This window comes from Pseudomonas sp. PS02290 (genome assembly GCF_029960075.1).
Classification (GTDB): domain Bacteria; phylum Pseudomonadota; class Gammaproteobacteria; order Pseudomonadales; family Pseudomonadaceae; genus Aquipseudomonas.
On sequence record NZ_JASCOY010000021.1, the window covers coordinates 24773 to 49697 of the forward strand.

The window sequence follows — 24925 nt, forward strand, 5'->3', positions numbered from 1 at the left end:
TTGCGCAATGCGCTGTTACATCCTCCTGCCCCCACGAGAATCCCATGACGACCAAGGCGCCGACGGCGAGCAGCACCCGTTCCAATGCTTCGACCCCTCACGACATCAACGAGCTGCTGATCGATGCAGAAGCCGATGACGAGCAAGTGCAGCAGCATCATCCCGTGCTCAAGCGCCCATGGTTCCTGTTGTTGGGCCTGGTGCTGGTGGCGCTGAACCTGCGTCCGGCGTTGTCGAGCATGGCGCCGTTGTTGAGTGAGGTGTCACGAAGCCTGGGACTTTCGGCGGCCACGGCCGGCTTGCTGACTACGTTACCGGTGTTGTGCCTGGGTCTTTTCGCGCCGCTTGCGCCGATCCTCGCGCGGCGTTTCGGCAGTGAGCGCGTGGTGCTGGGCATTCTTCTGACGCTGACCTGCGGCATCATTCTGCGCAGCTCGTTCGGCGAGTTCGGTCTGTTTGCTGGCAGCATCATGGCCGGTGCGAGCATCGGCATCATCGGGGTGCTGCTGCCCGGCATCGTCAAACGCGATTTCGCGAAACAGGCCGGCGCCATGACGGGCGTTTACACCATGGCGCTGTGCCTGGGTGCTGCCGTTGCGGCGGGCTCAACGGTGCCGTTGAGCGAAGTGCTGGGTAGCGGCAACGGCAGCGACTGGACGCTTGGCCTCGGCTTCTGGATCGTTCCGGCGATTCTCGCCGCGATCTTCTGGTGGCCGCAGACGCGTCAACGTCATGGCCAGCATCAGGTGGCTTATCGGGTGCGCGGTTTGCGCCGGGATCCTCTGGCCTGGCAAGTCACCCTTTATATGGGCCTGCAATCGTCACTGGCCTACATCGTGTTCGGCTGGCTGCCGTCGATCCTCATCGGGCGAGGACTGACTGCCGTTGACGCCGGCCTGCTGTTGTCCGGTTCGATCATGGTGCAACTGGTCAGCTCGCTGACCGCGCCATGGCTGGCCACTCGCGGCAAGGATCAGCGGATTGCGATTGTGCTGGTGATGCTGCTCACACTGGCGGGGCTGTTTGGCTGCCTTTATGCACCGCTTGAGCAATTGTGGGCCTGGGCCATCGTGCTTGGGCTGGGGCAGGGCGGCACGTTCAGCCTGGCACTGACCCTGATCGTGTTGCGCTCGCGGGACTCCCATGTCGCCGCCAACCTGTCGAGCATGGCCCAGGGCTTCGGCTACACCCTGGCGTCGCTCGGGCCTTTCGCGGTCGGCGTCGTGCATGACTGGACCGGCAACTGGGACTCGGTCGGCTGGATCTTCGGCATCATCGGCGTCGCCGCGATCATCGCCGGTCTCGGCGCCGGGCGCGCGCTTTACGTGGGTGTCACGAGCGAGAAAATCTGAGGGCTGACATTTTTTCCCCTGCGAATGCCCGTGCAAACCACGGTGCGGCCGCTTATCGTGCAGGCATCCTATTTCCATGGACGGCGTTCCCATGAGCGAGACCTTTACCAGCGAACACAACAGCGCGCTGATTACGCGCTTTTACGAGGCGTTCAGCCGTCTGGACGCCGAGGCGATGGCCGCGTGCTACAGCGAAGACGTGGTGTTTTCCGACCCGGTGTTTGGCCAGTTGCACGGGCAGGATGCCGGCGATATGTGGCGCATGCTGACCTCCCGCGCCCGTGACTTCTCGGTGGTGTTCGACCACGTCCGTGCCGATGCCACGACCGGCGCTGCACACTGGGTCGCGACCTACCTGTTCAGCCAGACCGGTCGTACGGTGGTCAACGACATTCAGGCGCGGTTTGTTTTTCGCGACGGCAAGATCTGCGAACACCACGATCAGTTCGATCTGTGGCGCTGGTCGCGTCAGGCCCTCGGCACAAAGGGCGTATTACTGGGCTGGACGCCGCTTGTGCAAAACGCCATCCGTGCGCAGGGCCAGAAAGGGCTGAAGGCTTTTCAGGCCAGTCGCTGACGCTTGATAGAATCCGTTCCCCTCGCTACTGGTCCACGGTCCCGCATGTCTGAAGCCGAAATCGCCACCGCACCCGTGCCCGAAGCCGTGCCGGTCAAATCCTGGTTCGTGTATCTGGTGCGCGCGGCCAACGGTTCGTTGTACTGCGGCATCAGCAATGATCCGCAGCGCCGATTCGCCCAGCACCAAAGCGGTAAAGGTGCGCGCTTCTTCAGCTCGAGCCCGGCGGTGGCGCTGGTGTATGTGGAGGCCTGCCGCGACAAGGGCGACGCATTGCGGCAGGAGCGGTTGATCAAAAAGCTGCGCAAAAGCGCCAAGGAGTGCCTGGCCGCAGGCTACATCCAGCCGAGTGATGCCGCGCCATCACCCTGAGCGGGTATGCCGTGGGGCTTCGGGGGGATAAGCTGGTGGTTTCTCCCTGCGGATGGCCCGAAGCATGTCTGAGTTGATTCTTCACCACTATCCAACGTCCCTGTTCGCCGAAAAAGCCCGTCTGATGCTGGGCTTCAAAGGCCTGTCATGGCGCTCGGTCAACATCCCGTCGATCATGCCCAAGCCCGACCTCATGCCCCTCACCGGCGGCTATCGCAAAACCCCCGTCCTGCAAGCAGGCGCCGACATTTATTGCGACACCGCGTTGATCGCCCGGCGCCTGGAGCAGGAAAAATCGTCACCCACGTTTTATCCCGAAGGCCAGGAGTTCACCGCGGCGGGGCTCGCGGCGTGGGCGGATTCGGTGCTGTTCCTGCACGCGGTCAGTCTGGTGTTTCAACCGGCCTCCCTCGCTGTGCGTTTCGCCAAGGTTCCGCCTGAGGCTGTGAAGGCATTCGTTGCCGACCGCGCCACGTTCTTCGAGGGCGGCAGCGCCAATCGTGTGCCACTGGAAGTGGCGCAGCATCAATGGCCGACGCTGATGGCGCGTCTGGAGACCCAGCTTGAGCGCAACGGTGATTTCCTGTTGGGCGCGCCCTCGATTGCCGATTTCTCGGTGGCCCACACCCTGTGGTTCCTCAAACAAACCCCTGTCACGTCCCCACTGGTCGATGCCTATCCGGCGGTGTTGAGCTGGTACGAGCGCGTTATTGCATTCGGTCATGGCGCACCGAGTGAATTGAGTTCGGGCGACGCGGTTGAAATCGCGCGTGCGGCTACCCCGGCGCCGGTGCCCGATGAAGATTTCACCGATCCCAATGGTTTTACTGTCGGTCAGCAGGTCACCGTGTCTGCCGTGGATTACGGCGTTAACGCAGTGGAGGGAGAGTTGGTATTCAGCGGCCGTGAAGAAATTATCCTGCGCCGCGAAGACGACCGCGCCGGCACCGTGCATGTGCACTTCCCGCGCTTCGGTTTTCAAATCAAGGCTGTTTAAACACCTCATGCGCAAATAAGCCCGGTGCAATGCCGGGCTTATCGCGATGCCTGATAATCGCTTTGTTTTAATTGCGGATTGATGTGGCTGGTGGCGCGAAGTTGTCGTGACTGTCAGTTGTGACAGTTGTTACCCGATGCTACTTGAGTGCAGCGAGAATCTGCTCTTCGCTGAAGCCTCTGATCAGCGTGCCGTTTACGTCGATCAGAGGAATGCCGCGACCGCCGAGCGCTTCATAGGCCTTGCGGCCTGCAGCGTCTTTTTCGATATCGAACTCGGTGTAGCGAATGCCCTGGCTGTCGAGAAAACGCCGTGTCTGTTTGCAGTAGCCGCACCAGTCGGTGGCGTACAACGTCACCTTGGCGTTGGCCTGCGCGTGCTCCGATAAAGCTGAGGAGGGGTGAACCAGGTTTTCGATCTTGCCCCAGTTCTGGTACACGACCACCACCAACATGATGAGCAAGAACTTCTTCAGGGTACGAACGAACATTCGGGTCTCGGCTCCTCGGCAACGTTTAGCGGCGTTTAAGCTGATCGGTCAGCTGGGTCGGCAGTCCCTTGATGATCAGCGTGCCTTTCTCTTCGTCGTACTCGATCTTGTCGCCCAGCAGGTGCGCTTCAAAGCTGATCGACAGGCCTTCGGCACGGCCAGTGAACCGACGGAACTGACTCAGCGTGCGCTTATCCGCAGGAATCTCGGGCGACAGGCCGTAATCCTTGTTGCGGATGTGATCGTAGAAGGCCCGCGGGCGGTCCTCGTCGATCAGGCCGGACAGCTCTTCCAGAGCGATGGGCTCGCCCATTTTGCTCTGGCTGCTGGCGTAGTCGACCAGCGCCTTGGTCTTCTCGCGGGTCGATTCTTCTGGCAGGTCTTCGCTCTCGACGAAATCACTGAATGCCTTGAGCAGGGTGCGGGTCTCGCCCGGTCCGTCGACGCCTTCCTGGCAGCCGATGAAGTCGCGGAAGTACTCGGAAACCTTCTTGCCGTTCTTGCCCTTGATGAATGAGATGTACTGCTTGGACGCCTTGTTGTTCTGCCACTCGGAAATGTTGATCCGGGCTGCAAGGTGCAGCTGACCCAGATCCAGATGCCGGGAGGGCGTCACGTCCAGCGCTTCGTTCACCGCCACGCCTTCACTGTGGTGCAGCAGCGCGATCGCCAGGTATTCGGTCATGCCCTGCTGGTAGTGCGCAAACAGCACGTGGCCACCGACCGACAGGTTCGACTCTTCCATCAGCTTCTGCAGATGCTCGACCGCGATGCGGCTGAACTGGGTGAAATCCTTGCCCTGATCCAGGTATTCCTTCAGCCAGCCACTGAACGGGTGCGCGCCGGACTCGGCATGAAACAGCCCCCACGCTTTGCCTTGTTTGGCGTTATAGCTCTCGTTGAGGTCTGCCAGCATGTTCTCGATGGCTTGGGATTCGGCGAGTTCCGAGTCCCGGGCGTGGAGCACGGCGGGCGTGCCGTCAGGTTTTTTGTCGATCAGGTGGACGATGGCGTGACGGATCGGCATGGATTTCTCGGCTGCTGAAGGGTAACTGAACGGGACCAGACCAGGCCCGTGCGAAAGTCGGCAAGTGTACCGCAGACGGGGGGCGGAACGCTCTGGAAGGGCCGAAAACGCTGACCTCGGTCGATTAATATGACTTTTTTACGCCTCATGGGCGATAAAGCTGACCAAATGGGTAGGTAGGGGCGGATATTTGCGTTGCGCTGTGCTAGTTTTGCCCGGTCCTGAGCGCCCAAGCGCGCCAGGCGTGCAGTTTGTGGGCGTTCGGCCGAACCAAAGGCCGTTTACAGTATCTACATTTCGCGTCTGTACCACACTCTGCAAACCATTCGAATTTGATAGGGAAGGAACACCACCATGGCTCTGACTAAAGACCAATTGATCGCCGATATCGCAGAAGCTATCGACGCGCCTAAAACCACCGCGCGCAACGCTCTCGACCAATTGGGTCAAATCGTCGCTGACCAACTGGAAAACGGTAGTGAAATCACTCTGCCAGGCATCGGCAAACTGAAAGTCACCGAGCGTCCAGCACGCACCGGCCGCAACCCTTCGACTGGCGCAGCCATCGAAATCGCTGCCAAGAAAGTCGTCAAGTTCGTACCAGCCAAAGTGCTGACTGACTCGGTCAACAAGTAAGCGAAAACGCTGCTTGGTTGAGGAAACCGTGTGACGGAGCGATCCGGACACGGTTTTTTTGTGCCTGCGATTCGGTTATCGCTTCGGTCGCTGGCGTCCTAGCGCGGTGAAACCCAACGTGTCGCCTTCCAGGCGGCTTGCTGCGTCTTGTCCTGGAAGGTCCAGGCAACGAAGCGGCTCTGTTTCTGACCCTGGCCCATCTCCACCGTCTGACTTTCAACGGCACCGGCTTTTTTCAGCGCGCTTTGAATCAGCGGCAGGTTCGAAGCCTTGGACACCAGCGTGCTGAACCACAACACCTGCGCCGCCACCTGAGCGCTTTCGCTGATCAATTGCGTCACAAACCGTGCCTCGCCACCCTCGCACCACAGCTCCGCCGCCTGGCCGCCGAAATTCAGCACCGGCAACTTGCGTTTTGGGTCTGCCTTGCCGAGGGCTCGCCATTTACGCTGGCTGCCGCTTAACGCTTCCTCAGCCGAGGCGTGGAAGGGCGGGTTACACACGCTTAGGTCGAAGCGCTCATCGGGCTGCAGCAGGTGAATCAGGATGTGTTTGGGGTTGGTCTGCTCCCGGAAGCTGATGCTCTTGCTCAAGCCGTTGGCTTTGACGATGGTCGTCGCCGAGGCCAGGGCGATCTTGTCGATGTCCGAGCCCATGAACGACCAGCCGTATTCGCCCTGACCGATCAGCGGATAGATGCAGTTGGCGCCGGTGCCGATGTCCAGCGCTGTGACAGACGTGCCGCGCGGGATGACGCCCTCGTTGCGCTCTGCCAGCAGGTCGGCGAGAAAGTGCAGGTAGTCCGCACGCCCCGGGATTGGCGGGCAGAGGTAGTCCGCCGGAATATCCCAATGGGCGATGCCGTAGAACGCTTTGAGCAAGGCGCGGTTGAACACCCGCACCGCGGCCGGATTGGCGAAGTCGATGCTTTCCTTTCCATAGGGATTGAGGATCACGAACTTGCCCAGTTCGGGGCTGCTTTTGATCAGGCGCGGAAAGTCGTAATGGCCCTGATGGCGGTTGCGCGGGTGCAGGGTGGCTTTCTCACGCGGCGCGGCAGGCTTGGCCTGTTGAGCAGGTTTGGCTTTCTTGCGTGGGGTGTTGCGTTGGGGCTTGGGGGCGTCGGGGCTGGTCATCGGTGATGCGATTCTCGTGAAAGCACAACCCCTGTAGACGTGAGCTTGCTCGCGATAACCGTGTGTCAGTCAACGGTTAGGTTGCTGACTTACCGCTATCGCGAGCACGCTCACGCCTACAGGGGTCATGGTCGTCAACCGGCCTGCGATTCAGGCCGGCTGATTTGGTCGGGTTACAAACTCGCGATGCGGGCGTGCTGCTCGGCCAGTTTGCCCAGCGCCTGTTCGGCTTCGGCCATCTTCGCGCGTTCCTTGGCGATCACCTCAGGCGGCGCCTTGTCGACGAACGCGGCATTGGACAGCTTGCCGCCAACCCGCTGCACTTCGCCCTGCAGACGCTGGATTTCCTTGTCCAGACGCGCCAGTTCGGCGTCCTTGTCGATCAGGCCGGCCATCGGCACCAGCACTTCCATCTCACCGACCAGCGCGGTCGCGGACAGCGGTGCTTCGGCGCCGGCTTCCAGCACGGTGAACGCTTCAAGCTTGGCCAGCTTCTTCAGCAGGTGCTCGTTCTCGTTCAGGCGGCGCTGGTCTTCGGCGCTGACGTTTTTGAGGAACAACTGCAGCGGCTTGCCCGGGCCGATGTTCATTTCGCCACGGATGTTGCGCACGCCGAGCATCAGGCTTTTGAGCCATTCGATGTCGCCTTCGGCCGCAACGTCGATGCGCGCATCGTTCGCCACCGGCCACGGTTGCAGCATGATGGTCTTGCCTTCGATGCCGGCCAGCGGCGCAAGACGCTGCCAGATTTCTTCGGTGATGAAGGGCATGAACGGATGGGCCAGACGCAGTGCGACTTCCAGCACGCGCACCAGCGTGCGACGAGTGCCACGCTGACGTTCGATCGGCGCCGTCTCGTCCCACAGAACCGGCTTGGACAGCTCCAGGTACCAGTCGCAATACTGGTTCCAGATGAACTCGTACAGCGCCTGGGCCGCGAGGTCGAAACGGAATTGATCCAGCTGACGGGTCACTTCGGCTTCAGTGCGTTGCAGCTGCGAGATGATCCAGCGATCCGGCAGCGAGAGCTCGAACGCTTCGCCGTTCTGACCGCAGTCTTCGCCCTTGTCGAGCACGTACCGCGCGGCGTTCCAGATCTTGTTGCAGAAGTTGCGATAGCCTTCGACGCGACCCATGTCGAACTTGATGTCACGGCCGGTGGAGGCCAGCGAGCAGAAGGTGAAGCGCAGGGCATCGGTGCCGTAGCTGGCGATGCCGTCGGCGAATTCGTCGCGAGTCTGCTTCTCGATCTTCTTGGCCAGCTTGGGCTGCATCATGCCGGAGGTGCGTTTCTGCACCAGGGCTTCAAGCTCGATGCCGTCGATGATATCCAGCGGATCAAGGACGTTGCCCTTGGACTTGGACATCTTCTGGCCCTGACCATCACGCACAAGGCCGTGGACATAAACGGTCTTGAACGGCACCTGCGCCGTACCGTCTTCGTTCTTCACCAGATGCATGGTGAGCATGATCATCCGGGCAACCCAGAAGAAAATGATGTCGAAACCGGTAACCAGCACGTCGGTCGGGTGGAAGGTTTTCAGGAAGTCGGTCTGCTCCGGCCAGCCCAGGGTGGAGAAGGTCCACAGGCCGGAACTGAACCAGGTGTCGAGCACGTCGTTGTCCTGTTGCAGGGCAACGTCAGGACCCAGATTGTGCTTGGCGCGGACTTCGGCCTCGTCGCGGCCGACGTAAACCTTGCCGGACTCGTCGTACCAGGCTGGAATGCGGTGGCCCCACCAGAGTTGGCGGCTGATGCACCAGTCCTGAATGTCGCGCATCCACGAGAAGTACATGTTCTCGTACTGCTTGGGCACAAAGGCGATGCGGCCGTCTTCAACGGCGGCGATGGCCGGTTCAGCCAGCGGCTTGGTCGACACGTACCACTGATCCGTCAGCCACGGCTCGATAATGGTCCCGGAGCGGTCGCCCTTAGGTACTTTCAAACCGTGGTCGTCGACGCTGACCAGCAGCCCGGCGGCGTCGAACGCAGCCACGATCTGCTTGCGTGCTTCGAAGCGGTCGAGGCCGGCGTATTCGGCGGGGAGGGTGCCGTCTACGGTGTCGTTCAGCGTGCCGTCGAGGTTGAACACCTGGGCAGCGGGCAGCACGGCAGCGTTCTTGTCGAAGATGTTCAGCAGCGGCAGGTTGTGGCGCTTGCCGACGTCGTAGTCGTTGAAGTCGTGGGCCGGGGTGATCTTCACGCAGCCGGTGCCGAATTCAGGGTCGCAGTAGTCGTCCGCGATGATCGGGATGCGACGACCTACCAGCGGCAGCTCGACGAACTTGCCGATCAGCGCCTTGTAGCGCTCGTCGTTCGGGTTCACGGCGACGGCGGCGTCGCCGAGCATGGTTTCCGGACGGGTCGTGGCGACGATCAGATAGTCCAGACCTTCAGCGGTCTTCGCGCCATCGGCCAAGGGGTAGCGCAGGTTCCACAGATGCCCCTTCTCGTCGTGGTTTTCCACTTCGAGGTCGGAGATCGCGGTGTGCAGCTTGGTGTCCCAGTTGACCAGACGTTTGCCACGGTAAATCAGGCCGTCTTCATGCAGTCGCACGAACGCCTCTTTAACCGCTTCGGACAAGCCGTCGTCCATCGTGAAGCGCTCACGGCTCCAGTCGACCGACGAGCCCAGGCGACGGATCTGGCGGCTGATGTTGCCACCGGACTGATCCTTCCATTCCCAGACTTTTTCGAGAAATTTGTCGCGACCCAGATCGTGACGGCTCTGACCCAAGGCTTCGAGTTGGCGCTCCACCAGCATCTGCGTGGCGATACCGGCGTGGTCGGTGCCTGGCTGCCACAGGGTGTTGCGACCCTGCATGCGTCGGAAGCGGATCAGGGCGTCCATGATCGCGTTATTGAAACCGTGCCCCATGTGGAGGCTGCCGGTGACGTTCGGCGGCGGAATCATGATGGTGTACGAGTCGCCCGCGCCTTGCGGAGCGAAATAGTTTTCGGACTCCCAGGTCTGGTACCAGGAAGATTCGATGGCGTGCGGCTGGTAGGTCTTGTCCATGCGAGGCGGGAACCTGATCTGCTTTGAGTCGGAAAAGCCGACGAGTATAGCTTTTCAAGGCGGCGTCAAGCTACAAGCGGTAGGTCGGGTGCTACGAGCGGTGATGCCCGGAATCATCGCGGGCATCTGTAGGACTGTGCTTGCGCACGTTCCGGGTCGGGGCAGAAGACAGCTTCAGTTGTTGTATTGACTCAGCAGCCGTTCCATTCGCGCATCAAGGCGGCGTTTGATCTCGTTCTCGATGTGCGGGGCGAAATCATCGATCACGTCTTGCATGATCAACTGCGCGGCGGCACGCAGCTCGGCGTCCAGGTGCAGCAGCGCCTCTGCATTCGGTGCTTTGGCGCTCGACGCGCTAGATGCGTGGGCAGCTGGCGCGGGAGGTGTCGCCGCAACCGGCTCGGGGGTGAGCAGGGGAATATTGTCGATGTCGGCTTCGTGCTCATCGAGGGTCACGACCTGGCCGGTGACCACGTCGAACAGCAGCGGGATCTGCTCGTCGCTGTGCACGGACTCGGTCAGCAGGGGTGGATGGGCCGGATCATCGCCCAACAGCTGGCGAATGGACTCGAGGTCATCCAGCAGGTGTGCTGAATCTTTCAGGTGTTTTGAATTATCCATCGTGTGCTCAAAGACGCTGCAGCCGGTGATCTTGCAGAGGATAGCCCTGTTCGCGGTAGAAGCGAAAACTCTCGCGCGCCGCGAGGCGAATGGCGGGATCCTCGACAACGATCTCGGCGACACGCGCGAATCGTTTGAAGAAGTCCGGGATGCGCAGGTCAAGATTGACCAGCAGATCCTGATGTTGGCCGGGGTCGCTGCCGATACCCAGCGCCACGGGTGCGTCCTGGTCGTCTTCGACCGCGCCATGGGGAACGAACGCTTCGCCCCGGAAGCGCCACAGTCGGGCGTCCAGTTCCTCGCGTTGCCCGGCATCGCTGCAATGCAGGTACACCCGATGGCCGAGGCGCCAGGCCTTGTCGGTGAGTTTGCAGGCGAAGTCCAGGCGCGCGACGGGGTCGGCACTCGGCAGAATGTAGAAATCGACTTGGGTCATGGGTGATTCCAGAACGCTGGACGCGACGACCGGGGAGGCCGGCGCGTTTGCAGCGGCTTAAACGCCAGCGCGGTCGATCAGGTACTGGGTCAGCAGCGGAACCGGACGGCCCGTGGCGCCTTTGTCCTTGCCGCCGCTCAGCCATGCCGTGCCGGCGATGTCCAGATGCGCCCACTCGTAGGCTTTGGCGAAGCGCGAGAGGAAGCACGCCGCGGTGATGGTGCCGGCTTTCGGACCGCCGATGTTGGCGATGTCGGCAAATGGGCTGTCCAGTTGCTCCTGATACTCATCGAACAACGGCAGCTGCCAGGCGCGATCGTCGGCGCGTTTGCCGGCTTCCAGCACTTGAGTGATCAACGCATCGCTGTTGCCCAGCAGGCCGGAGGTGTGACCGCCCAGCGCGACAACGCAAGCGCCGGTAAGCGTGGCGATGTCGATCACGGCCTGTGGCTTGAAGCGTTCGGCGTAGGTCAGCGCATCGCACAGCACCAGACGGCCTTCGGCGTCGGTGTTGAGGATCTCGACGGTCTGGCCGCTCATGGTCTTGACGATGTCGCCCGGACGCGTGGCGTTGCCGCTCGGCATGTTTTCAGCCGCTGCGACGATGCACACCAGATTGATTGGCAGTTGCAGTTCAAGCACGGCGTTCAACGTGCCGAACACACTTGCGGCGCCGCACATGTCGAATTTCATTTCGTCCATGCCCAGGCCCGGCTTGAGGCTGATGCCGCCGGTGTCGAAGGTGATGCCCTTGCCCACCAGCACGAATGGCTTTTCGCTTTTCTTGCCGTTGGAGTACTGCATGACGATCAGGCGTGGCGGCTGAGCGCTGCCTTGACCGACCGCCAGGAACGAACCCATGCCCAGCTTTTCGATGTCTTTCTCATCGAAGACTTCGACTTTGAGGCCCTTGTTGGCTTTGCCCATCGCCTTGGCTTGCTCGCCCAGGTAGGTCGGGTGGCAGATGTTCGGCGGCATGTTGCCCAGGTCGCGGGTCACAGCCATGCCGGCAGCGATGGCCTGTGCGTGCTTGGCCGCGCGCTCGACGTCGGCGACGTTGGCCTTGGCGGTCAGCAGGGTGACTTTTTTCAGGGCGCGGGGATCGACTTTCTGACTCTTGAAGCGATCAAAAACGTATTCGCCGTCGGCCAGGGATTCGACCAGCAGGCGATTCTTGCCATACACGTCGCGATTTTTGACGTTCAGTTGATCGAGGGCGAAGGCGGCATCAACCCCACCCAAGCTTTTCAGGGTGCTGAGCGCGCCGCTGATGATTTTGCGGAATTGGCGATCGTTCAGTTCCGGCTCTTTGCCCGACCCGACCAGCAACACGCGTTCGGCTTTCAGGTTGGGCAGGCTGTGCAGCAACAGGCTCTGGCCGATCTTGCCCGACAGGTCGCCGCGCTTGAGAACAGCGCTGATGGCGCCGCCGCTCAGGGTGTCGAGGGTGTTCGCGGTGTCGCTCAGCGTGCGGCCTTCACCGACGGCGACCACCAGTGTGGCGGTCTTCAAGGTTTCTGCACTGACGCTTTTAACAACCAATTCCATGTCGGGGTCCCCGAATAAACTGTGAGTTATCGCACTTGAGCACACGGCTCGGCAGCGGCGCAGAGGTATTTACACCGGCATGCCTGCGGCAAGGCCCGCAGTTTGACCCTGCGAGCCAATGGATGACAACCCCGTCCGGGTGCGCGCGTGTGCCGGTTGCAGAAGTATCCCGCGCGCGCAGTGACAGACACACCCAATCACAGGATAATGCCGCATATTTTTTTGGTGGTACGCCGTCGCGCGCATCATGGCTGATTCATTTCATTGTCATGCCGCCTTAGCGTGACAACCCTGGAGTGTCTGGTTTGATTGTCTTCCGTTACCTGTCCCGAGAAGTGCTGGTTACCCTGAGCGCTGTCAGTGCCGTGCTGCTGGTAATCATCATGAGTGGCCGCTTCATCAAATACCTGGCCCAGGCCGCATCGGGCGCACTCGATCCGGGTGTGCTGTTTCTGATCATGGGGTTCCGTCTGCCGGGCTTCCTGCAACTGATCCTTCCTCTGGGGTTGTTCCTCGGGATTCTCCTGGCCTATGGCCGGTTGTACCTCGAAAGCGAAATGACCGTGCTCGCCGCCACCGGTATGAGCCAGCAACGCCTGCTACTGATTACCCTCGCGCCGGCTGCGCTGGTTTCATTGCTGGTGGCCTGGCTCAGCTTCAGCCTCGCCCCCCAGGGCGCGACCCAGTTCCAGTTGCTGATCAACAAGCAGGACGCGATGACCGAATTCGACACCCTGGTGCCGGGTCGTTTCCAGCTTCTGCGTGACGGCAGCCGGGTGACCTACACCGAGACCATGAGCGACGATCGCATCAACCTGGGCGGCGTGTTCATTTCCGAGAAGAAGCTCGACGAGAAGAAAGACCACGGCATCACCGTGCTGGTCGCGGAAAAAGGCCGGCAGGAAATCAAACCTGACGGCACGCGCTACCTGATTCTCGATAACGGCTATCGCTACGACGGCAACCCCGGCCAGGCCGATTACCGCGCGATCAAATACGACACCTATGGCGCCTTGCTGCCCAAGCCGGACATCAGCGATGAGGTCACTGACCGCGATGCCATCTCCACCAGCGAATTGCTGACCGGCGAAGACAGCCTGCGCAACCGGGCCGAGCTGCAGTGGCGGGTCTCGCTGCCGATTCTGGTGTTCATCGTGACGCTGATGGCGGTGCCGCTGGCACGGGTCAACCCGCGTCAGGGCCGCTTCCTCAAGCTCCTTCCGGCGATTCTTCTTTATATGGCCTATCTCACCATCCTCATCGCCGCGCGCGGTGCGCTGGAGAAGGGCAAGATCCCGATGGGCCTCGGCCTGTGGTGGGTGCATGCGCTGTTTCTGTCCATCGGGCTGGGGTTGCTCTACTGGGAGCCTCTGCGCCTGAAGATCGCGAGTCGCCGCAGCGTGTCGGGGGTGGCTCATGGTTAAGCTCGATCGTTACATCGGCAAAAGCGTGTTCATGGCGATTCTGGCGGTACTGGGGATCATCCTCGGACTGGCCTCGCTGTTTGCCTTCATCGATGAAATGGCCGACATCAGCGATACCTATACCTTCTGGGACGCTGGCAGTTTTGTCGTGATGACGGCGCCGCGTCGCCTCTACGACATGCTGCCGATGGCTGCGCTGATCGGTTGCCTGATCGGTCTCGGCGCGCTGGCGAGCAGCAGCGAACTGACGATCATGCGTGCCGCCGGTGTGTCGATCGGCCGTATCGTTTGGGCGGTCATGAAACCCATGCTGGTGTTGATGGTTGCCGGGCTGTTGATCGGCGAGTACGTCGCGCCGGTGACCGAAGCCTCAGCCCAGGCCGCGCGCTCGCTGGCTCAAGGCACCGGCGACGCCCAGAGCGCCAAACACGGTCTGTGGCACCGTCAGGGTGAGGAGTTCATCCACATCAACACGGTGCAACCGAACGGCCTCCTGTATGGCGTGACCCGTTACCATTTCGACGACCAGCGCCACATGCTGACGTCGAGTTTTGCCAAGCAAGCCAACTTCAAGACCGATTACTGGTTGCTGAAGGACGTCACCACGACGGTCTTCCACGACGGTCGCACCGAAGTGGTCACCGCACCCGAAGAGCGCTGGAACGTCGCGTTGAGCCCGCAGTTGCTGAGCACGGTGGTGCTGCCGCCGGAGTCGCTGTCGATGACTGGCCTCTATGGTTACGCGCGTTATCTCGCCGATCAGGGCTTGAACAACGGTCGTTACTGGCTGGCGTTCTACACCAAGATTCTGCAGCCGCTGGTGACCGTGGCGCTGGTGCTGATGGCGATTTCCTTCATCTTCGGTCCGTTGCGCTCGGTGACGCTGGGACAACGGGTGTTCACGGGCGTGCTCGTGGGCTTCACCTTCCGCATCGCTCAGGACCTGCTGGGCCCGTCGAGCCTTGTATTCGGTTTCTCGCCACTCTTCGCGGTGCTGGTGCCGGCGGGAGTGTGCGCCCTGGCGGGGATCTGGTTGCTGCGCCGCGCGGGCTGATATTCACCTCGCTATGAAAAGCCGACCCCAGGGTCGGCTTTTTTGTGGGCGAGATGCAGAGGGTTCACTTCCTGGTGCGGGGCACCCGCACCAGTTGCGTCTCGGAATACAGGTCATGCCAGCAGCGTTTCTGTTTGTCGATCAGGCTCCAGAAGAAACCCAGCCCGACACACAGCCACGATGCGATGGCGACGACGAAGCGCAGCAGCGCTTGCCACAGGCTGATGGCCGTTCCGTCGGCGTTCTGCACGCGTATCCCCCAGACCTGCATGCCCAGCGTCTGGCCCCCATGGGTCCAGAATTTGGCGAAGAAGCCGAACAGCGTCACCAGCAGAATCGAGGACAGCAGCGGGTCGGCGTCGAGCGCACCGGACTCGGAGAGCTGGCGCAGTCTGGCTTCGCCGATAAAGCCCATCCAGGCCAGCTTGTAGATAAATGTAATGACCATCAGCAATGCCACGCACAGCAGCGCGTCGTAGCTGATCGCAGCCATGCGCCGGCCCAATCCAGCGGGGGGAAAGTCGCCCCGAGGGCGTAACATCTGGGCATCATGGTTAACTGAGGTCATGGCGGCGCTCATTCACACGGGAGCGGCAGTTTACGGAATCGCAGGCATAAAAAAGCCCCTGATGTTGGCCATCAGGGGCTTTTTGCGTCGGCTGATCAGGCTTCAGCTTGTACTTCGTCAGCCTGCATGCCTTTTTGGCCCTGCACTGCGACGAACGTCACTTTCTGGCCTTCCTTCAGACTTTTGAAGCCGTTGCCCTGAATAGCGCGGAAGTGGACGAACAGATCCGGACCGCTTTCAGGAGTGATAAAACCAAAACCTTTTTCATCGTTAAACCACTTAACGGTGCCGCTCTGACGTGTAGACATTTTCTTATTCCTTGACGCATTAAATTAATGACAGCCTCTTTCACGGGAAAGAGTACTGGGCTGGTTGCAGGAAGAAGAAACGTAGAGCGGGATGTAGCATTGCTTTTGGCGCTACTGCCCGGGTCACGATCCCAGCGACCCATGCAAACACAGTCCGGGAAACTCTACGCTAACTCTCGTCGAAAAAACAAGCCCCGGCTGGGCCAGTGTTCATAGGGGTTTTCGGCTTTTTTGAAAACATTAACCACGTTCGCAAGATCGATAGTTTTTAATGTTTAGAGGGGTATCTAAGTTCAATATTTTGACAGTTTAACGGTTGTAAACATTGGCGCCCGACTGCGGCACTCGCACAGTTTTATGCACTGTTGCGGTGCCGCATTTTTTGACGATGTTACTTAGCCGCGGAAGTAACGTGGCGGAACGAAAGGAGTTTTTGTCACTTGCATCGGGACTTTCTTGCCGCGGACGATTGCCCACACCGGTGTTTCCAGCGCGGTGAAACTGGCGTCGACATAGCCCATCGCCAATGGCGCGCTCAGCGTCGGGCCGAAACCGCCGCTGCAGACAGTCCCGATGGTCTTTCCATCGGCATCGACGATTTCAGCGCCTTCTCGCACGGGTGTGCGTTCCTGTGGCAGCAGGCCGACACGTTTGCGCGCCGCACCGCTTTGGTGCTGGGCGAAGATCTTGTCGGCACCGGGGAAGCCGCCTGGACGTGCACCATCGGCACGACGAGCCTTGGAAATCGCCCACAGCAGGCTGGCTTCGATCGGCGTGGTGTCGGTGTCCATATCATGGCCGTAGAGGCACAGCCCGGCTTCCAGTCGCAGCGAGTCGCGCGCGCCCAGGCCGATCGGCGCCACTTCGGGCTCCGCGAGCAGTCGACGTGCCAGGGCTTCCGCCTGATCTGCCGGCACTGAAATCTCGTAGCCGTCTTCACCGGTGTAGCCCGAGCGGCTGACGTAGCAGTCGATGCCGTCGATCCTCGCCGAGGTGTACTGCATGAAGGTCATTTTCGCGACTTCCGGCGCCAGCCGCGCCAGTGCGGTGACAGCGTACGGGCCTTGCAGCGCGAGCAATGCGCGTTCGTTGAACAGCGGCGTGATCTCGCACTGGCTACCGATGTGTTGCTGCAGGTGCGCCAGGTCTTGGTTCTTGCAGGCGGCGTTGACCACCAGCATGAGCTGATCGTTACCCAGATTGGCAACCATCAGGTCGTCGAGAATGCCGCCGTTCTCGTTGGTGAACATCGCGTAGCGCTGCATGCCGACCGGCAGATCGATGATGTCCACGGGCACCAGGGTTTCCAGCGCTTTCGCTGCGTTCGCGCCGGTCAACAGGATCTGACCCATGTGCGAAACGTCGAACAGGCCGGCCTGATCGCGGGTGTGCAGGTGTTCTTTCATGACGCCAGCGGGGTACTGAACGGGCATGTCGTAGCCGGCGAACTCGACCATCTTCGCGCCGAGTTCACGGTGCAGGGCATTGAGCGGGGTCTTCAGCAATTCGGTGGTCATGGGTCACTCCTTGAAAGCGGTTCCGGGTTCCCCGCGCAGGGCAGGGGACCCTATGAATTCGGGCTGATGTCAGCACTCGATAATGTTCACGGCCAGCCCGCCACGGGCTGTTTCCTTGTATTTGCTTTTCATGTCGGCGCCGGTCTGGCGCATGGTGCGGATCACTTTATCCAGCGAGACAAAGTGCTGGCCGTCGCCGCGCAAGGCCATGCGCACCGCGTTGATGGCCTTCACCGAGCCCATGGCGTTGCGCTCGATGCATGGCACTTGAACGAGACCGCCAATCGGGTCGCAGGTCAGGCCGAGGTTGTGTTCCATGCCGATTTCAGCGGCGTTTTCCACCTGTTGAACGTTGCCGCCCAAGACTTCGCACAGGGCGCCGGCCGCCATGGAGCAGGCCACCCCGACTTCGCCCTGACAGCCAACTTCGGCGCCGGAGATCGACGCGTTCTCCTTGTAAAGAATGCCGATGGCCGCCGCCGTGAGCAGGAAACGCACGACGCCGTCCTCGTTCGCCCCGGTGATGAAGCGCATGTAGTAATGCAGCACCGCCGGGATGATCCCGGCCGCGCCGTTGGTGGGCGCGGTGACCACACGGCCGCCGTTGGCGTTTTCTTCGTTGACCGCCAGCGCGTACAGGTTGACCCAGTCGAGCACCGACAACGCATCGCGCAGCGCGGCTTCCGGGTTTTTGCACAGCTGGCGATGCAGCGCCGCCGCACGCCGTTTGACCTTCAGGCCACCCGGCAAAATGCCTTCGTTGCGGCAACCCGCCTCGACGCAGTCCTGCATGACCTGCCAGATGTGCAACAGGCCCTGACGGGTTTCGGCTTCGGGGCGCCACGCGGCTTCATTCGCCAGCATGATCTGGCTGATGGAAAGACCGCTGGCAGTGCAATGCACCATCAGGTCCCGTGCAGTTTTGAAGGGATACACCAGCGGCGTCTGGTCCTCCACGATGCGATCCGCGCCAGCCGCGTCCTCATCCACCACGAAGCCGCCGCCGACGGAGTAGTACTCGCGGCTGCGGACCTGTATGCCGGAGGCATCGAAGGCACGGAAAATCATGCCATTGGGATGGTAGGCCAAGGGCTTGCGAATCATCGCCAAGTGATGCTTTTCGATGAATTCGATGCTGTGCTGGCCGAGCAGGTTCAGGCGCTCGCTGCTGCGAATCTGCTGCAGGCGCGCCGCAACGGTTTCGGTATCGACGGTGTCCGGGTGCTCACCTTCAAGGCCCAGTAACACGGCCTTGTCGCTGCCGTGGCCTTTGCCGGTGGCACCGAGGGAGCCGTACAGCTCGACTTTCACGCATATGATGGTTTCCAGCAGGCCATCGCGCTGCAAGCCTTCGGCAAAACGCGCCGCGGCTCGCATCGGGCCCACCGTATGAGAGCTGGAGGGACCAATGCCGATCTTGAACAGGTCAAATACGCTCAGCGACATGATGGGGTTCCGGGAGGTAAAGCAGTAGCAAGTCGCAAGCTACAAGCCGCAAACAAAGGCTGATCGGCCTTTACTTGTCGCTCGCGGCTTGGGGCTCGTGGCTTTTTTAAGCGTAGTCTTCGATCGACGGGCAGGCGCAGACCAGGTTGCGGTCGCCGAACACGTTGTCAACGCGACCGACCGGCGGCCAGTATTTGCCTTCGATCAACGACGCCACCGGGTAGACGGCCTGCTCGCGGCTGTACGGATGGCTCCATTCGCCCACCAGTTCTGCAGCGGTGTGCGGCGCGTTTTTCAGCGGGTTGTCGTCCTTGTCCAGTGCGCCGCTTTCGACCGCGCGGATTTCTTCGCGGATCTTGATCATCGCGTCGCAGAAGCGGTCCAGCTCCTCTTTCGATTCGCTTTCGGTCGGCTCGATCATCAACGTACCCGCGACCGGGAAGGACATGGTCGGGGCGTGGAAACCGAAGTCGATCAGGCGCTTGGCAACGTCATCAACGCTGATGCCGCTGGTTTCCTTCAGCGGGCGCAGGTCGAGAATGCATTCGTGGGCGACCAGGCCGTTGCTGCCGGTGTACAGCACGGGGTAGTGCTCTTCCAGACGACGGGAAATGTAGTTGGCGTTGAGGATCGCCAGTTGCGAGGCGCGCTTGAGGCCTTCGCCGCCCATCATGCGGATGTACATCCAGGTAATCGGCAAGATACTCGCGCTGCCGAATGGCGCCGCGCAGACCGCGCCTTCTTTGCGCTCCATCTTCGCGTGACCCGGCATGAACGCCGCCAGGTGCGATTTCACACCGATCGGGCCAACGCCCGGGCCGCCGCCGCCGTGGGGGATGCAGAAGGTTTTGTGCAGATTCAGGTGAGACACGTCGCCGCCGAACTTGCCCGGTGCGCAGAGGCCGACCATGGCGTTCATGTTGGCGCCGTCGATGTACACCTGGCCGCCGTTGTCATGAACGATGCCGCAGATTTCGCGGATGCCTTCTTCGAACACGCCGTGGGTCGACGGGTAGGTGATCATCAGTGCCGCGAGGTGTTCGCGGTGCTCGATAGCCTTGGCGCGCAGGTCTTCGATGTCGACGTTGCCGCGGGCGTCGCAAGCGGTCACGACCACGCGCATGCCGGCCATGTTGGCGGTTGCCGGGTTGGTGCCGTGGGCCGAGGACGGAATCAGGCAGATGTCGCGACGCTCATCGCCACGGCTCTGGTGGTAAGCACGGATGGCCAGCAGACCGGCGTACTCGCCTTGGGAGCCAGCGTTTGGCTGCAGAGAGATCGCGTCATAGCCGGTGGCGGCGCAGAGCATCGCTTCCAGTTCGTCGGTCAGCTGCTGATAACCGGCGCTTTGCTCGGCCGGGGCGAAGGGGTGCAGGTTGCCGAATTCGGCCCATGTCACCGGGATCATTTCGCTGGCGGCGTTGAGCTTCATGGTGCACGAGCCCAGCGGGATCATCGTGCGGTCCAGCGCCAGGTCCTTGTCCCCCAGGCGACGCAGGTAGCGCATCAGCTCGGTTTCGGAGTGGTAGCGATTGAACACAGGATGGCTGAGGATCGCCGACTGGCGCTTAAGCTCTGCAGGCAGGCGCGCTTCCACGCTGTCTGCCAGCGCGGCGAAGTCAGGCAGGGCCTGGCCTTCAGCAGCGAAGAGAGACCACAGCACTTCTACGTCGGCTGGCTTGGTGGTTTCGTCCAGCGAAACGCCCAGACGCTCGGCGTCTACTTCACGCAGGTTGATTTCGTGGGCGCGTGCCTTGGTGTGCAGGTCGGCCGTTTTCGCGCCTGTGTTCAGGGTGATGCTGTCGAAGAAGAACGACTGCTCGGCCTTCAAGCCCAGCTGATTCAAGCCCTCGGCGAAAATCGCGGTCAGGTGATGCACGCGGTTGGCGATGCGGGTCAGGCCGCGCGGGCCGTGGTAAACGGCGTACATGCTGGCGATGTTGGCGAGCAGCACCTGCGCGGTGCAGATGTTGCTGGTGGCCTTCTCGCGACGAATGTGTTGCTCGCGGGTTTGCATGGCCAGACGCAGGGCCGTCTTGCCGAAGCGGTCAATGGACACACCGACCAGCCGGCCGGGCATGTCGCGCTTGTAGGCGTCACGGGTAGAGAAATAGGCCGCGTGCGGGCCGCCGAAACCCAGTGGCACGCCGAAGCGCTGCGCACTGCCGATGGCCACGTCAGCGCCAAATTCGCCGGGCGGGGTGAGCAAGGTCAGGGCCAGCAGATCCGCTGCCACGGCGACCAGGGCATTGGCGGCATGAAAGCGCTCGACCAGTTCGCGGTAGTCGAACACGTCGCCATTGCTGGCAGGGTATTGCAGCAGCGCGCCGAAGAACTCGCTGACGTCGGTCAGTTGAGACTCGTCAGCGACGACCACTTCAATGCCCAGCGGCTCGGCGCGGGTTTGCAGTACGTCGAGGGTCTGCGGGTGGCAGTGGGCGGAGGCGAAGAACTTGTTGCTGCTTTTGTTCTTGCTCAGGCGTTTGCAGAAGGTCATGGCTTCGGCAGCGGCGGTGGCTTCGTCGAGCAGCGAGGCATTGGCGATCGGCAGGCCGGTCAGGTCGCTGATCAGGGTCTGGAAGTTCAGCAGCGACTCCAGACGGCCTTGGGAAATCTCCGGCTGATACGGCGTGTAAGCGGTGTACCAGGCCGGGTTTTCCAGCAGATTGCGCAGGATCGGCGCTGGCGTGTGGGTGTTGTAGTAACCCTGGCCGATGTACGTTTTGAACAGCTGATTCTTGCCGGCGATGGCTTTGATGTCGGCCAGCGCGTCGGCTTCGCTTTGCCCGGCGGACAAGCCAAGAACGCTGGTGCCTTTGATGGATTCAGGGATGACGCTGGCGGTCAGCGCGTCGAGGGAGTCATAGCCCAAGGTGGTGAGCATGGCTTTTTCATCAGCGGCACGCGGGCCGATGTGGCGGGCGATGAACTCGTTGGCGGTGCTCAGTTCAATACGGTCAGTCATTGCGCGCTCCTCAGGCTTCGGCGTTGGCTTTGATCAGACGATCATAGGCGTCTTGAGTCAGCAGTTGGCCGACAGCATCGGGATTGGAGGGAATAAAGCGAAAGAACCAGCCCTGGCCGAGCGGGTCTTTGTTGACCAACTCCGGGTTGGCATCCAGCGCGGAGTTGGTTTCGACGACTTCGCCATCAAGGGGCATGTACACGCCGCTGGCGGCTTTAACCGATTCGACGGTGGCGGCTTCGTTGCCTTTGTCGTAGGACTGCAGCTCCGGCAGTTGCACGAAAACCACGTCACCCAGTGCGTCCTGCGCAAAGGCGGTGATGCCGACTGTGACGCTGCCGTCAGCTTCGGCGCGCAGCCACTCGTGGTCTTCGGTAAAGCGCAACTCGCTCATGAAATCTCCCCAGATGATAAATCGCCCGTTACGCCCGGGCGTGATGGGGTGAGTGCATAGCAAGTTTGCGGCCAAAGTGGGGAAGGGGCGTAAACGTTGGGCTGCGCGAGTTGGCGTAGTGTGGGTCGCGTGGGCTTCTGGAACGAAATCGATACGGATCACAGGAGCTTCGGTCGAGTTTTAACGTCCGAACGCCAAAAGACGTTATGTCTGGATGGCTGGAATGGTTTCGATACGGTGTTTCGATTCCGTTCCGGGCGCAGTGGGTGCGTGGAATGTCTTGGACTGGTGGAAGCGACCGGGGTGGCGCTCCACCTTGCTCGCGAAGGGGCAGGTACAGTCGCCGAATATGCAGCGGCAGGGATAATGTCTTCGCGAGCAAGGTCGCTCCCACCCGACCGGGGATTGATCCGAGATGGCGGCGCTTGAGCGACCGTAAATCTCCGTCGAGCTTTTTAGCTTTTTCCGGGAATGCCGTATTTGCGCAGCCGGTGCGCGATTGCGGTGTGGGATGTCTGTAACCGAGCGGCCAATTGGCGAGTTGAAGGATATTGGCTGTAGAGCTTTACAAGCAGCGACTTTTCAAAATCCTCAACCGCCGCTTCAAGGCTTTCGATTTCCCCATCACTGCCCCTCGCCACCGACGTGCCGGCTATGTCGAGGTCGCCGATGTCAACCAGTGAGCTGTCGCAGATGGCCGCCGCGCGGAAGATCACGTTCTGCAACTGGCGAACGTTTCCCGGCCAGCGATTGCCAAGGAGAGCAGGGTAGGTGGTCGGGGCAAGGCGGCAGACCGGTCGCTGAATCTGCGTGCAGGCCTGCTCCATGAAATAGCGTGCCAGCATCAGGATATCCTGACCGCGTTCACGCAAAGGCGGCACGTCCAGATTGAGCACGTTGAGGCGATAAAAGAGGTCTTCGCGAAAGGTGCCCTCGGCGACCATTTTTTCCAGGTCGCGGTGGGTGGCGCTCAGGATGCGCACGTTGACCTGCACTTCCTTGTCGCCGCCGACCCGCCGAAAACTGCCGTCATTCAGGAAGCGAAGAAGTTTTGCTTGCAGATACGGCGACATCTCGCCGATCTCGTCAAGAAACACGGTGCCCTTGTTGGCGAGCTCCATCAGCCCGGGTTTGCCGCCCCGCTGTGCACCGGTAAAGGCACCGGGGGCGTAGCCGAACAGTTCGCTCTCCGCGAGGTTCTCCGGCAGCGCCGCGCAGTTGAGCGCGAGAAAAGGCGCGCCATTGCGCGCGCTCACGGCATGACACGCCCGCGCCACCAGCTCCTTGCCCGTCCCGGTTTCGCCCTGAATCAGCAGCGGCGCATCCAGTGCCGCGACCCGCTGGGCGCGGGCTTTAAGTGTACGGATTGGCGCGGAGTCGCCCAACAGCGCGTCGAACCCTTCGGCGTGATCGTGGTGCAACGCCGACAGGCGTTCGCCGATTCGGCTCGGTTGGTAAAGGGTCAGTAATGCGCCCGCGTCGGTGATTGGTGTGGCATCGAGCAGCAAGGCCTCGCCGTTGAGCGTGACTTCGCGCAGTGGCAGACGAAAGCCGTTTTCCAGCAGCGCCGATTGCAGGCCATCATCGGAGAACAGTTCGCCGATCGATTCTCCCGTCGGTTCCCGGCCATACAACGCGACCAGGGCAGGGTTCGCCAGCAGCACATGGCCGGCGCTGTCGAGGGCAAGCACCGGGTCGGTCATCGCTGCCAGCAGGGCATCCAACTGCAAGTGGCGGCGCTGGCCGGGAAGGATGTCGACCACTGTGATCGCTTCCACCCCGCGCACGCGAAACAGCCGGTCCTTGAGTTCTTCAAGCACGTCATGGCTCAGCGTCGGCGCGTCGATGTAGACGTTCGGCGGCACCATTTCCACGGCATCGAGGTTCAGGTTGCGTGCGCCGAGGATGGCAAGCACTTCCTGAGTGATGCCGACGCGGTCAATGAACGTGACGTGAATGCGCATGGGGAGTGAAAGGACCCGCGGGAGTGAGGGGGGCGATTATGCCAGTAATCTCATCACCCATCGCGGTCCCGAGACGGTGTCAGCGTGCTGGTCTATTCCAGATGCTCCGGCTTCACCGGATCACCGGATTTCATGTCGAGCGTGTGGCGGATGTCTTCGAACATCTTGTCGTACTCGCCGTGCATCGCGTGCAGGTCAGTGGTTCTCGGCAGGCCATGCTTTTCGAGTCTGCGCGAGGCATCACTGGCGAAGTTGTAGGCCTTGTCCTTCGGCAGCTCGAATGTTTCGCTGACCGCCTGGCCATTGATGTCGCCTTCCAGGGTGAACTGCATGCCCGGCCCCGAATCGGTCTGGCTGACTTCGTAACGAATGTGAAGGTCGTAGCCGACATCGTGTGGTTGCAGAGCGGGGTGGACGATGTGCAGATGACCTGGCTCGAACATGACGATGGCTCCTGGGAAAGGTGATGGACCTAAGAGGACAGACCTGCAGGGCTGCCTCGGGTTCAGGTTCATATGCCGCGCATTGATTGTAGGACCGGCTTCAGCCGGGAAGGGGTCAGAGGTCACACTTCAGAACCAGGTGTGAAACCGGCCCACTTCCCGGCTGAAGCCGGTCCTACACCTGACGCCGCGAAGGCTCAGGCCGTGACCAGATCCACAGATTGACCAGCACCATGCCGGCTACCGCGAAGTAGATCCACCAATTGTGTTTCAGCAGCACCAGCATCATGACCGCGCAGATCAGCATGGTGACCGTAGCGCTGATCTTGGCCTTGCGCGCAATCATCTTGCCGTTTCGCCAGTTGCTCAGCATCGGTCCGAACACCCGATGATTCTCGAGCCAGGCGCTCAAGCGCGGCGAGCTACGCGTCGCCGCCCACGCCGCTAGCAGAATGAATTCGGTGGTGGGCAGGCCCGGAATGAAAATCGCGATGATGCCGATGGTCAGGCTCACGTAGGCGAGAATGCCAAACAGGATGCGGGACAGTTTACTGCCGGGTGGAGTACGGGTCATGGTCTCGGTAATGCAGAGTGAACAGGTGTTGCGGGATTTTCAGGTCCCGCAAAGGC

At 61.2% G+C, this 24925-nt stretch carries 23 protein-coding genes; 7 read left to right on the top strand and 16 right to left on the bottom strand.

Going from position 1 to position 24925, the window contains the following annotated elements; all coding sequences use genetic code 11:
* Positions 1-44: 44 nt before the first annotated feature.
* The 4 genes from QMX88_RS12190 to QMX88_RS12205 all read left to right on the top strand — a co-directional run bounded on the left by QMX88_RS12190 (position 45) and on the right by QMX88_RS12205 (position 3298).
* Positions 45-1352 (top strand): CynX/NimT family MFS transporter, encoded by a 1308-nt coding sequence (locus tag QMX88_RS12190; protein ID WP_282369570.1) that lies wholly within the window; start codon positions 45-47, stop codon positions 1350-1352.
* Between the two features lie 91 nt (positions 1353-1443).
* Entirely contained in the window at positions 1444-1929 is a 486-nt protein-coding gene (locus QMX88_RS12195; RefSeq protein ID WP_282369572.1) for a nuclear transport factor 2 family protein, read from the top strand.
* A gap of 45 nt (positions 1930-1974) precedes the next feature.
* Positions 1975-2301: a GIY-YIG nuclease family protein gene (locus tag QMX88_RS12200; protein ID WP_282369574.1), complete on the top strand. Its 327-nt coding sequence runs from the start codon at positions 1975-1977 to the stop codon at positions 2299-2301.
* Positions 2302-2365: 64 nt separating this feature from the next.
* Positions 2366-3298, top strand: coding sequence for a glutathione S-transferase family protein (locus tag QMX88_RS12205; RefSeq protein ID WP_282369576.1), 933 nt, complete (start codon positions 2366-2368; stop codon positions 3296-3298).
* A gap of 139 nt (positions 3299-3437) precedes the next feature.
* Here the strand turns inward: QMX88_RS12205 and QMX88_RS12210 are convergent, their stop codons facing one another.
* Together QMX88_RS12210 and yejK are read right to left on the bottom strand one after the other, a co-directional pair.
* Positions 3438-3788 (bottom strand): glutaredoxin family protein, encoded by a 351-nt coding sequence (locus tag QMX88_RS12210; RefSeq protein ID WP_192171819.1) that lies wholly within the window; start codon positions 3786-3788, stop codon positions 3438-3440.
* 25 nt (positions 3789-3813) lie between these two features.
* A complete protein-coding gene (gene yejK / locus QMX88_RS12215; RefSeq protein ID WP_074884246.1) occupies positions 3814-4815 on the bottom strand; it encodes a nucleoid-associated protein YejK in 1002 nt (333 codons plus the stop codon).
* 354 nt (positions 4816-5169) lie between these two features.
* Here yejK and QMX88_RS12220 point away from each other — a divergent pair, with 354 nt between their 5' ends.
* A complete protein-coding gene (locus QMX88_RS12220; protein ID WP_037014905.1) occupies positions 5170-5451 on the top strand; it encodes an HU family DNA-binding protein in 282 nt (93 codons plus the stop codon).
* A gap of 98 nt (positions 5452-5549) precedes the next feature.
* Here QMX88_RS12220 and rlmF read toward each other — a convergent pair whose 3' ends face one another.
* The 5 genes from rlmF to QMX88_RS12245 all read right to left on the bottom strand — a co-directional run bounded on the left by rlmF (position 5550) and on the right by QMX88_RS12245 (position 12212).
* Positions 5550-6587 carry a 23S rRNA (adenine(1618)-N(6))-methyltransferase RlmF gene (gene rlmF / locus QMX88_RS12225; RefSeq protein WP_282369583.1) on the bottom strand — a complete coding sequence of 346 codons (1038 nt, stop codon included), beginning with the start codon at positions 6585-6587 and terminating at the stop codon, positions 5550-5552.
* Between the two features lie 173 nt (positions 6588-6760).
* Positions 6761-9607, bottom strand: coding sequence for a valine--tRNA ligase (locus QMX88_RS12230; protein ID WP_282369585.1), 2847 nt, complete (start codon positions 9605-9607; stop codon positions 6761-6763).
* A gap of 174 nt (positions 9608-9781) precedes the next feature.
* Positions 9782-10228, bottom strand: a complete 447-nt coding sequence (locus tag QMX88_RS12235) for a DNA polymerase III subunit chi (RefSeq protein WP_282369588.1) — start codon at positions 10226-10228, stop codon at positions 9782-9784.
* Positions 10229-10235: 7 nt separating this feature from the next.
* A complete protein-coding gene (locus QMX88_RS12240) occupies positions 10236-10664 on the bottom strand; it encodes a DNA polymerase III subunit chi (RefSeq protein WP_192171815.1) in 429 nt (142 codons plus the stop codon).
* A gap of 57 nt (positions 10665-10721) precedes the next feature.
* Entirely contained in the window at positions 10722-12212 is a 1491-nt protein-coding gene (locus tag QMX88_RS12245; RefSeq protein WP_282369593.1) for a leucyl aminopeptidase, read from the bottom strand.
* A 305-nt stretch (positions 12213-12517) separates the two neighbouring features.
* Between QMX88_RS12245 and lptF the strand changes: the two genes are divergently transcribed.
* Together lptF and lptG are read left to right on the top strand one after the other, a co-directional pair.
* The gene (gene lptF / locus QMX88_RS12250) at positions 12518-13636 is read left to right on the top strand and encodes an LPS export ABC transporter permease LptF (RefSeq protein ID WP_192171813.1); all 1119 of its coding nucleotides are present in this window, start codon (positions 12518-12520) and stop codon (positions 13634-13636) included.
* A complete protein-coding gene (gene lptG, locus QMX88_RS12255; protein WP_192171812.1) occupies positions 13629-14690 on the top strand; it encodes an LPS export ABC transporter permease LptG in 1062 nt (353 codons plus the stop codon). Before lptF ends, lptG begins: the two co-directional genes overlap by 8 nt.
* A gap of 64 nt (positions 14691-14754) precedes the next feature.
* Here lptG and QMX88_RS12260 read toward each other — a convergent pair whose 3' ends face one another.
* The 9 genes from QMX88_RS12260 to QMX88_RS12300 all read right to left on the bottom strand — a co-directional run bounded on the left by QMX88_RS12260 (position 14755) and on the right by QMX88_RS12300 (position 24869).
* On the bottom strand, positions 14755-15231 hold the full coding sequence (locus tag QMX88_RS12260) for an RDD family protein (protein ID WP_282369649.1): 477 nt from the start codon (positions 15229-15231) through the stop codon (positions 14755-14757).
* A gap of 122 nt (positions 15232-15353) precedes the next feature.
* On the bottom strand, positions 15354-15566 hold the full coding sequence (locus QMX88_RS12265; RefSeq protein ID WP_003227496.1) for a cold-shock protein: 213 nt from the start codon (positions 15564-15566) through the stop codon (positions 15354-15356).
* Positions 15567-15961: 395 nt separating this feature from the next.
* Positions 15962-17083 (bottom strand): glycine cleavage system aminomethyltransferase GcvT, encoded by a 1122-nt coding sequence (gene gcvT, locus QMX88_RS12270; protein ID WP_282369597.1) that lies wholly within the window; start codon positions 17081-17083, stop codon positions 15962-15964.
* Between the two features lie 69 nt (positions 17084-17152).
* Positions 17153-18529 carry an L-serine ammonia-lyase gene (locus QMX88_RS12275; RefSeq protein WP_192171809.1) on the bottom strand — a complete coding sequence of 459 codons (1377 nt, stop codon included), beginning with the start codon at positions 18527-18529 and terminating at the stop codon, positions 17153-17155.
* 106 nt (positions 18530-18635) lie between these two features.
* Positions 18636-21494: an aminomethyl-transferring glycine dehydrogenase gene (gene gcvP, locus QMX88_RS12280; RefSeq protein ID WP_282369603.1), complete on the bottom strand. Its 2859-nt coding sequence runs from the start codon at positions 21492-21494 to the stop codon at positions 18636-18638.
* A gap of 10 nt (positions 21495-21504) precedes the next feature.
* On the bottom strand, positions 21505-21888 hold the full coding sequence (gcvH, locus tag QMX88_RS12285; RefSeq protein WP_192171807.1) for a glycine cleavage system protein GcvH: 384 nt from the start codon (positions 21886-21888) through the stop codon (positions 21505-21507).
* Positions 21889-22343: 455 nt separating this feature from the next.
* Positions 22344-23852, bottom strand: a complete 1509-nt coding sequence (locus QMX88_RS12290) for a sigma-54-dependent transcriptional regulator (protein ID WP_282369605.1) — start codon at positions 23850-23852, stop codon at positions 22344-22346.
* A 92-nt stretch (positions 23853-23944) separates the two neighbouring features.
* Positions 23945-24295 carry a DUF5064 family protein gene (locus QMX88_RS12295; protein ID WP_192171805.1) on the bottom strand — a complete coding sequence of 117 codons (351 nt, stop codon included), beginning with the start codon at positions 24293-24295 and terminating at the stop codon, positions 23945-23947.
* Between the two features lie 175 nt (positions 24296-24470).
* Entirely contained in the window at positions 24471-24869 is a 399-nt protein-coding gene (locus QMX88_RS12300; RefSeq protein ID WP_192171804.1) for a YbaN family protein, read from the bottom strand.
* Positions 24870-24925 lie beyond the last annotated feature (56 nt).

Coding starts and splice junctions, on each gene's coding strand:
- QMX88_RS12200 (WP_282369574.1), top strand. CDS start 1,975: ATGTCTGAAGCCGAAATCGCCACCGCACCCGTGCCCGAAGCCGTGCCG.
- QMX88_RS12240 (WP_192171815.1), bottom strand. CDS start 10,664: ATGACCCAAGTCGATTTCTACATTCTGCCGAGTGCCGACCCCGTCGCG.
- QMX88_RS12300 (WP_192171804.1), bottom strand. CDS start 24,869: ATGACCCGTACTCCACCCGGCAGTAAACTGTCCCGCATCCTGTTTGGC.
- gcvH (WP_192171807.1), bottom strand. CDS start 21,888: ATGAGCGAGTTGCGCTTTACCGAAGACCACGAGTGGCTGCGCGCCGAA.
- QMX88_RS12220 (WP_037014905.1), top strand. CDS start 5,170: ATGGCTCTGACTAAAGACCAATTGATCGCCGATATCGCAGAAGCTATC.
- QMX88_RS12265 (WP_003227496.1), bottom strand. CDS start 15,566: ATGTCTACACGTCAGAGCGGCACCGTTAAGTGGTTTAACGATGAAAAA.
- gcvT (WP_282369597.1), bottom strand. CDS start 17,083: ATGACCACCGAATTGCTGAAGACCCCGCTCAATGCCCTGCACCGTGAA.
- rlmF (WP_282369583.1), bottom strand. CDS start 6,587: ATGACCAGCCCCGACGCCCCCAAGCCCCAACGCAACACCCCACGCAAG.
- QMX88_RS12195 (WP_282369572.1), top strand. CDS start 1,444: ATGAGCGAGACCTTTACCAGCGAACACAACAGCGCGCTGATTACGCGC.
- QMX88_RS12190 (WP_282369570.1), top strand. CDS start 45: ATGACGACCAAGGCGCCGACGGCGAGCAGCACCCGTTCCAATGCTTCG.
- gcvP (WP_282369603.1), bottom strand. CDS start 21,494: ATGACTGACCGTATTGAACTGAGCACCGCCAACGAGTTCATCGCCCGC.
- QMX88_RS12210 (WP_192171819.1), bottom strand. CDS start 3,788: ATGTTCGTTCGTACCCTGAAGAAGTTCTTGCTCATCATGTTGGTGGTG.
- lptG (WP_192171812.1), top strand. CDS start 13,629: ATGGTTAAGCTCGATCGTTACATCGGCAAAAGCGTGTTCATGGCGATT.
- QMX88_RS12260 (WP_282369649.1), bottom strand. CDS start 15,231: ATGTTACGCCCTCGGGGCGACTTTCCCCCCGCTGGATTGGGCCGGCGC.
- QMX88_RS12245 (WP_282369593.1), bottom strand. CDS start 12,212: ATGGAATTGGTTGTTAAAAGCGTCAGTGCAGAAACCTTGAAGACCGCC.
- QMX88_RS12290 (WP_282369605.1), bottom strand. CDS start 23,852: ATGCGCATTCACGTCACGTTCATTGACCGCGTCGGCATCACTCAGGAA.
- yejK (WP_074884246.1), bottom strand. CDS start 4,815: ATGCCGATCCGTCACGCCATCGTCCACCTGATCGACAAAAAACCTGAC.
- QMX88_RS12275 (WP_192171809.1), bottom strand. CDS start 18,529: ATGTCGCTGAGCGTATTTGACCTGTTCAAGATCGGCATTGGTCCCTCC.
- QMX88_RS12235 (WP_282369588.1), bottom strand. CDS start 10,228: ATGGATAATTCAAAACACCTGAAAGATTCAGCACACCTGCTGGATGAC.
- QMX88_RS12295 (WP_192171805.1), bottom strand. CDS start 24,295: ATGTTCGAGCCAGGTCATCTGCACATCGTCCACCCCGCTCTGCAACCA.
- QMX88_RS12230 (WP_282369585.1), bottom strand. CDS start 9,607: ATGGACAAGACCTACCAGCCGCACGCCATCGAATCTTCCTGGTACCAG.
- QMX88_RS12205 (WP_282369576.1), top strand. CDS start 2,366: ATGTCTGAGTTGATTCTTCACCACTATCCAACGTCCCTGTTCGCCGAA.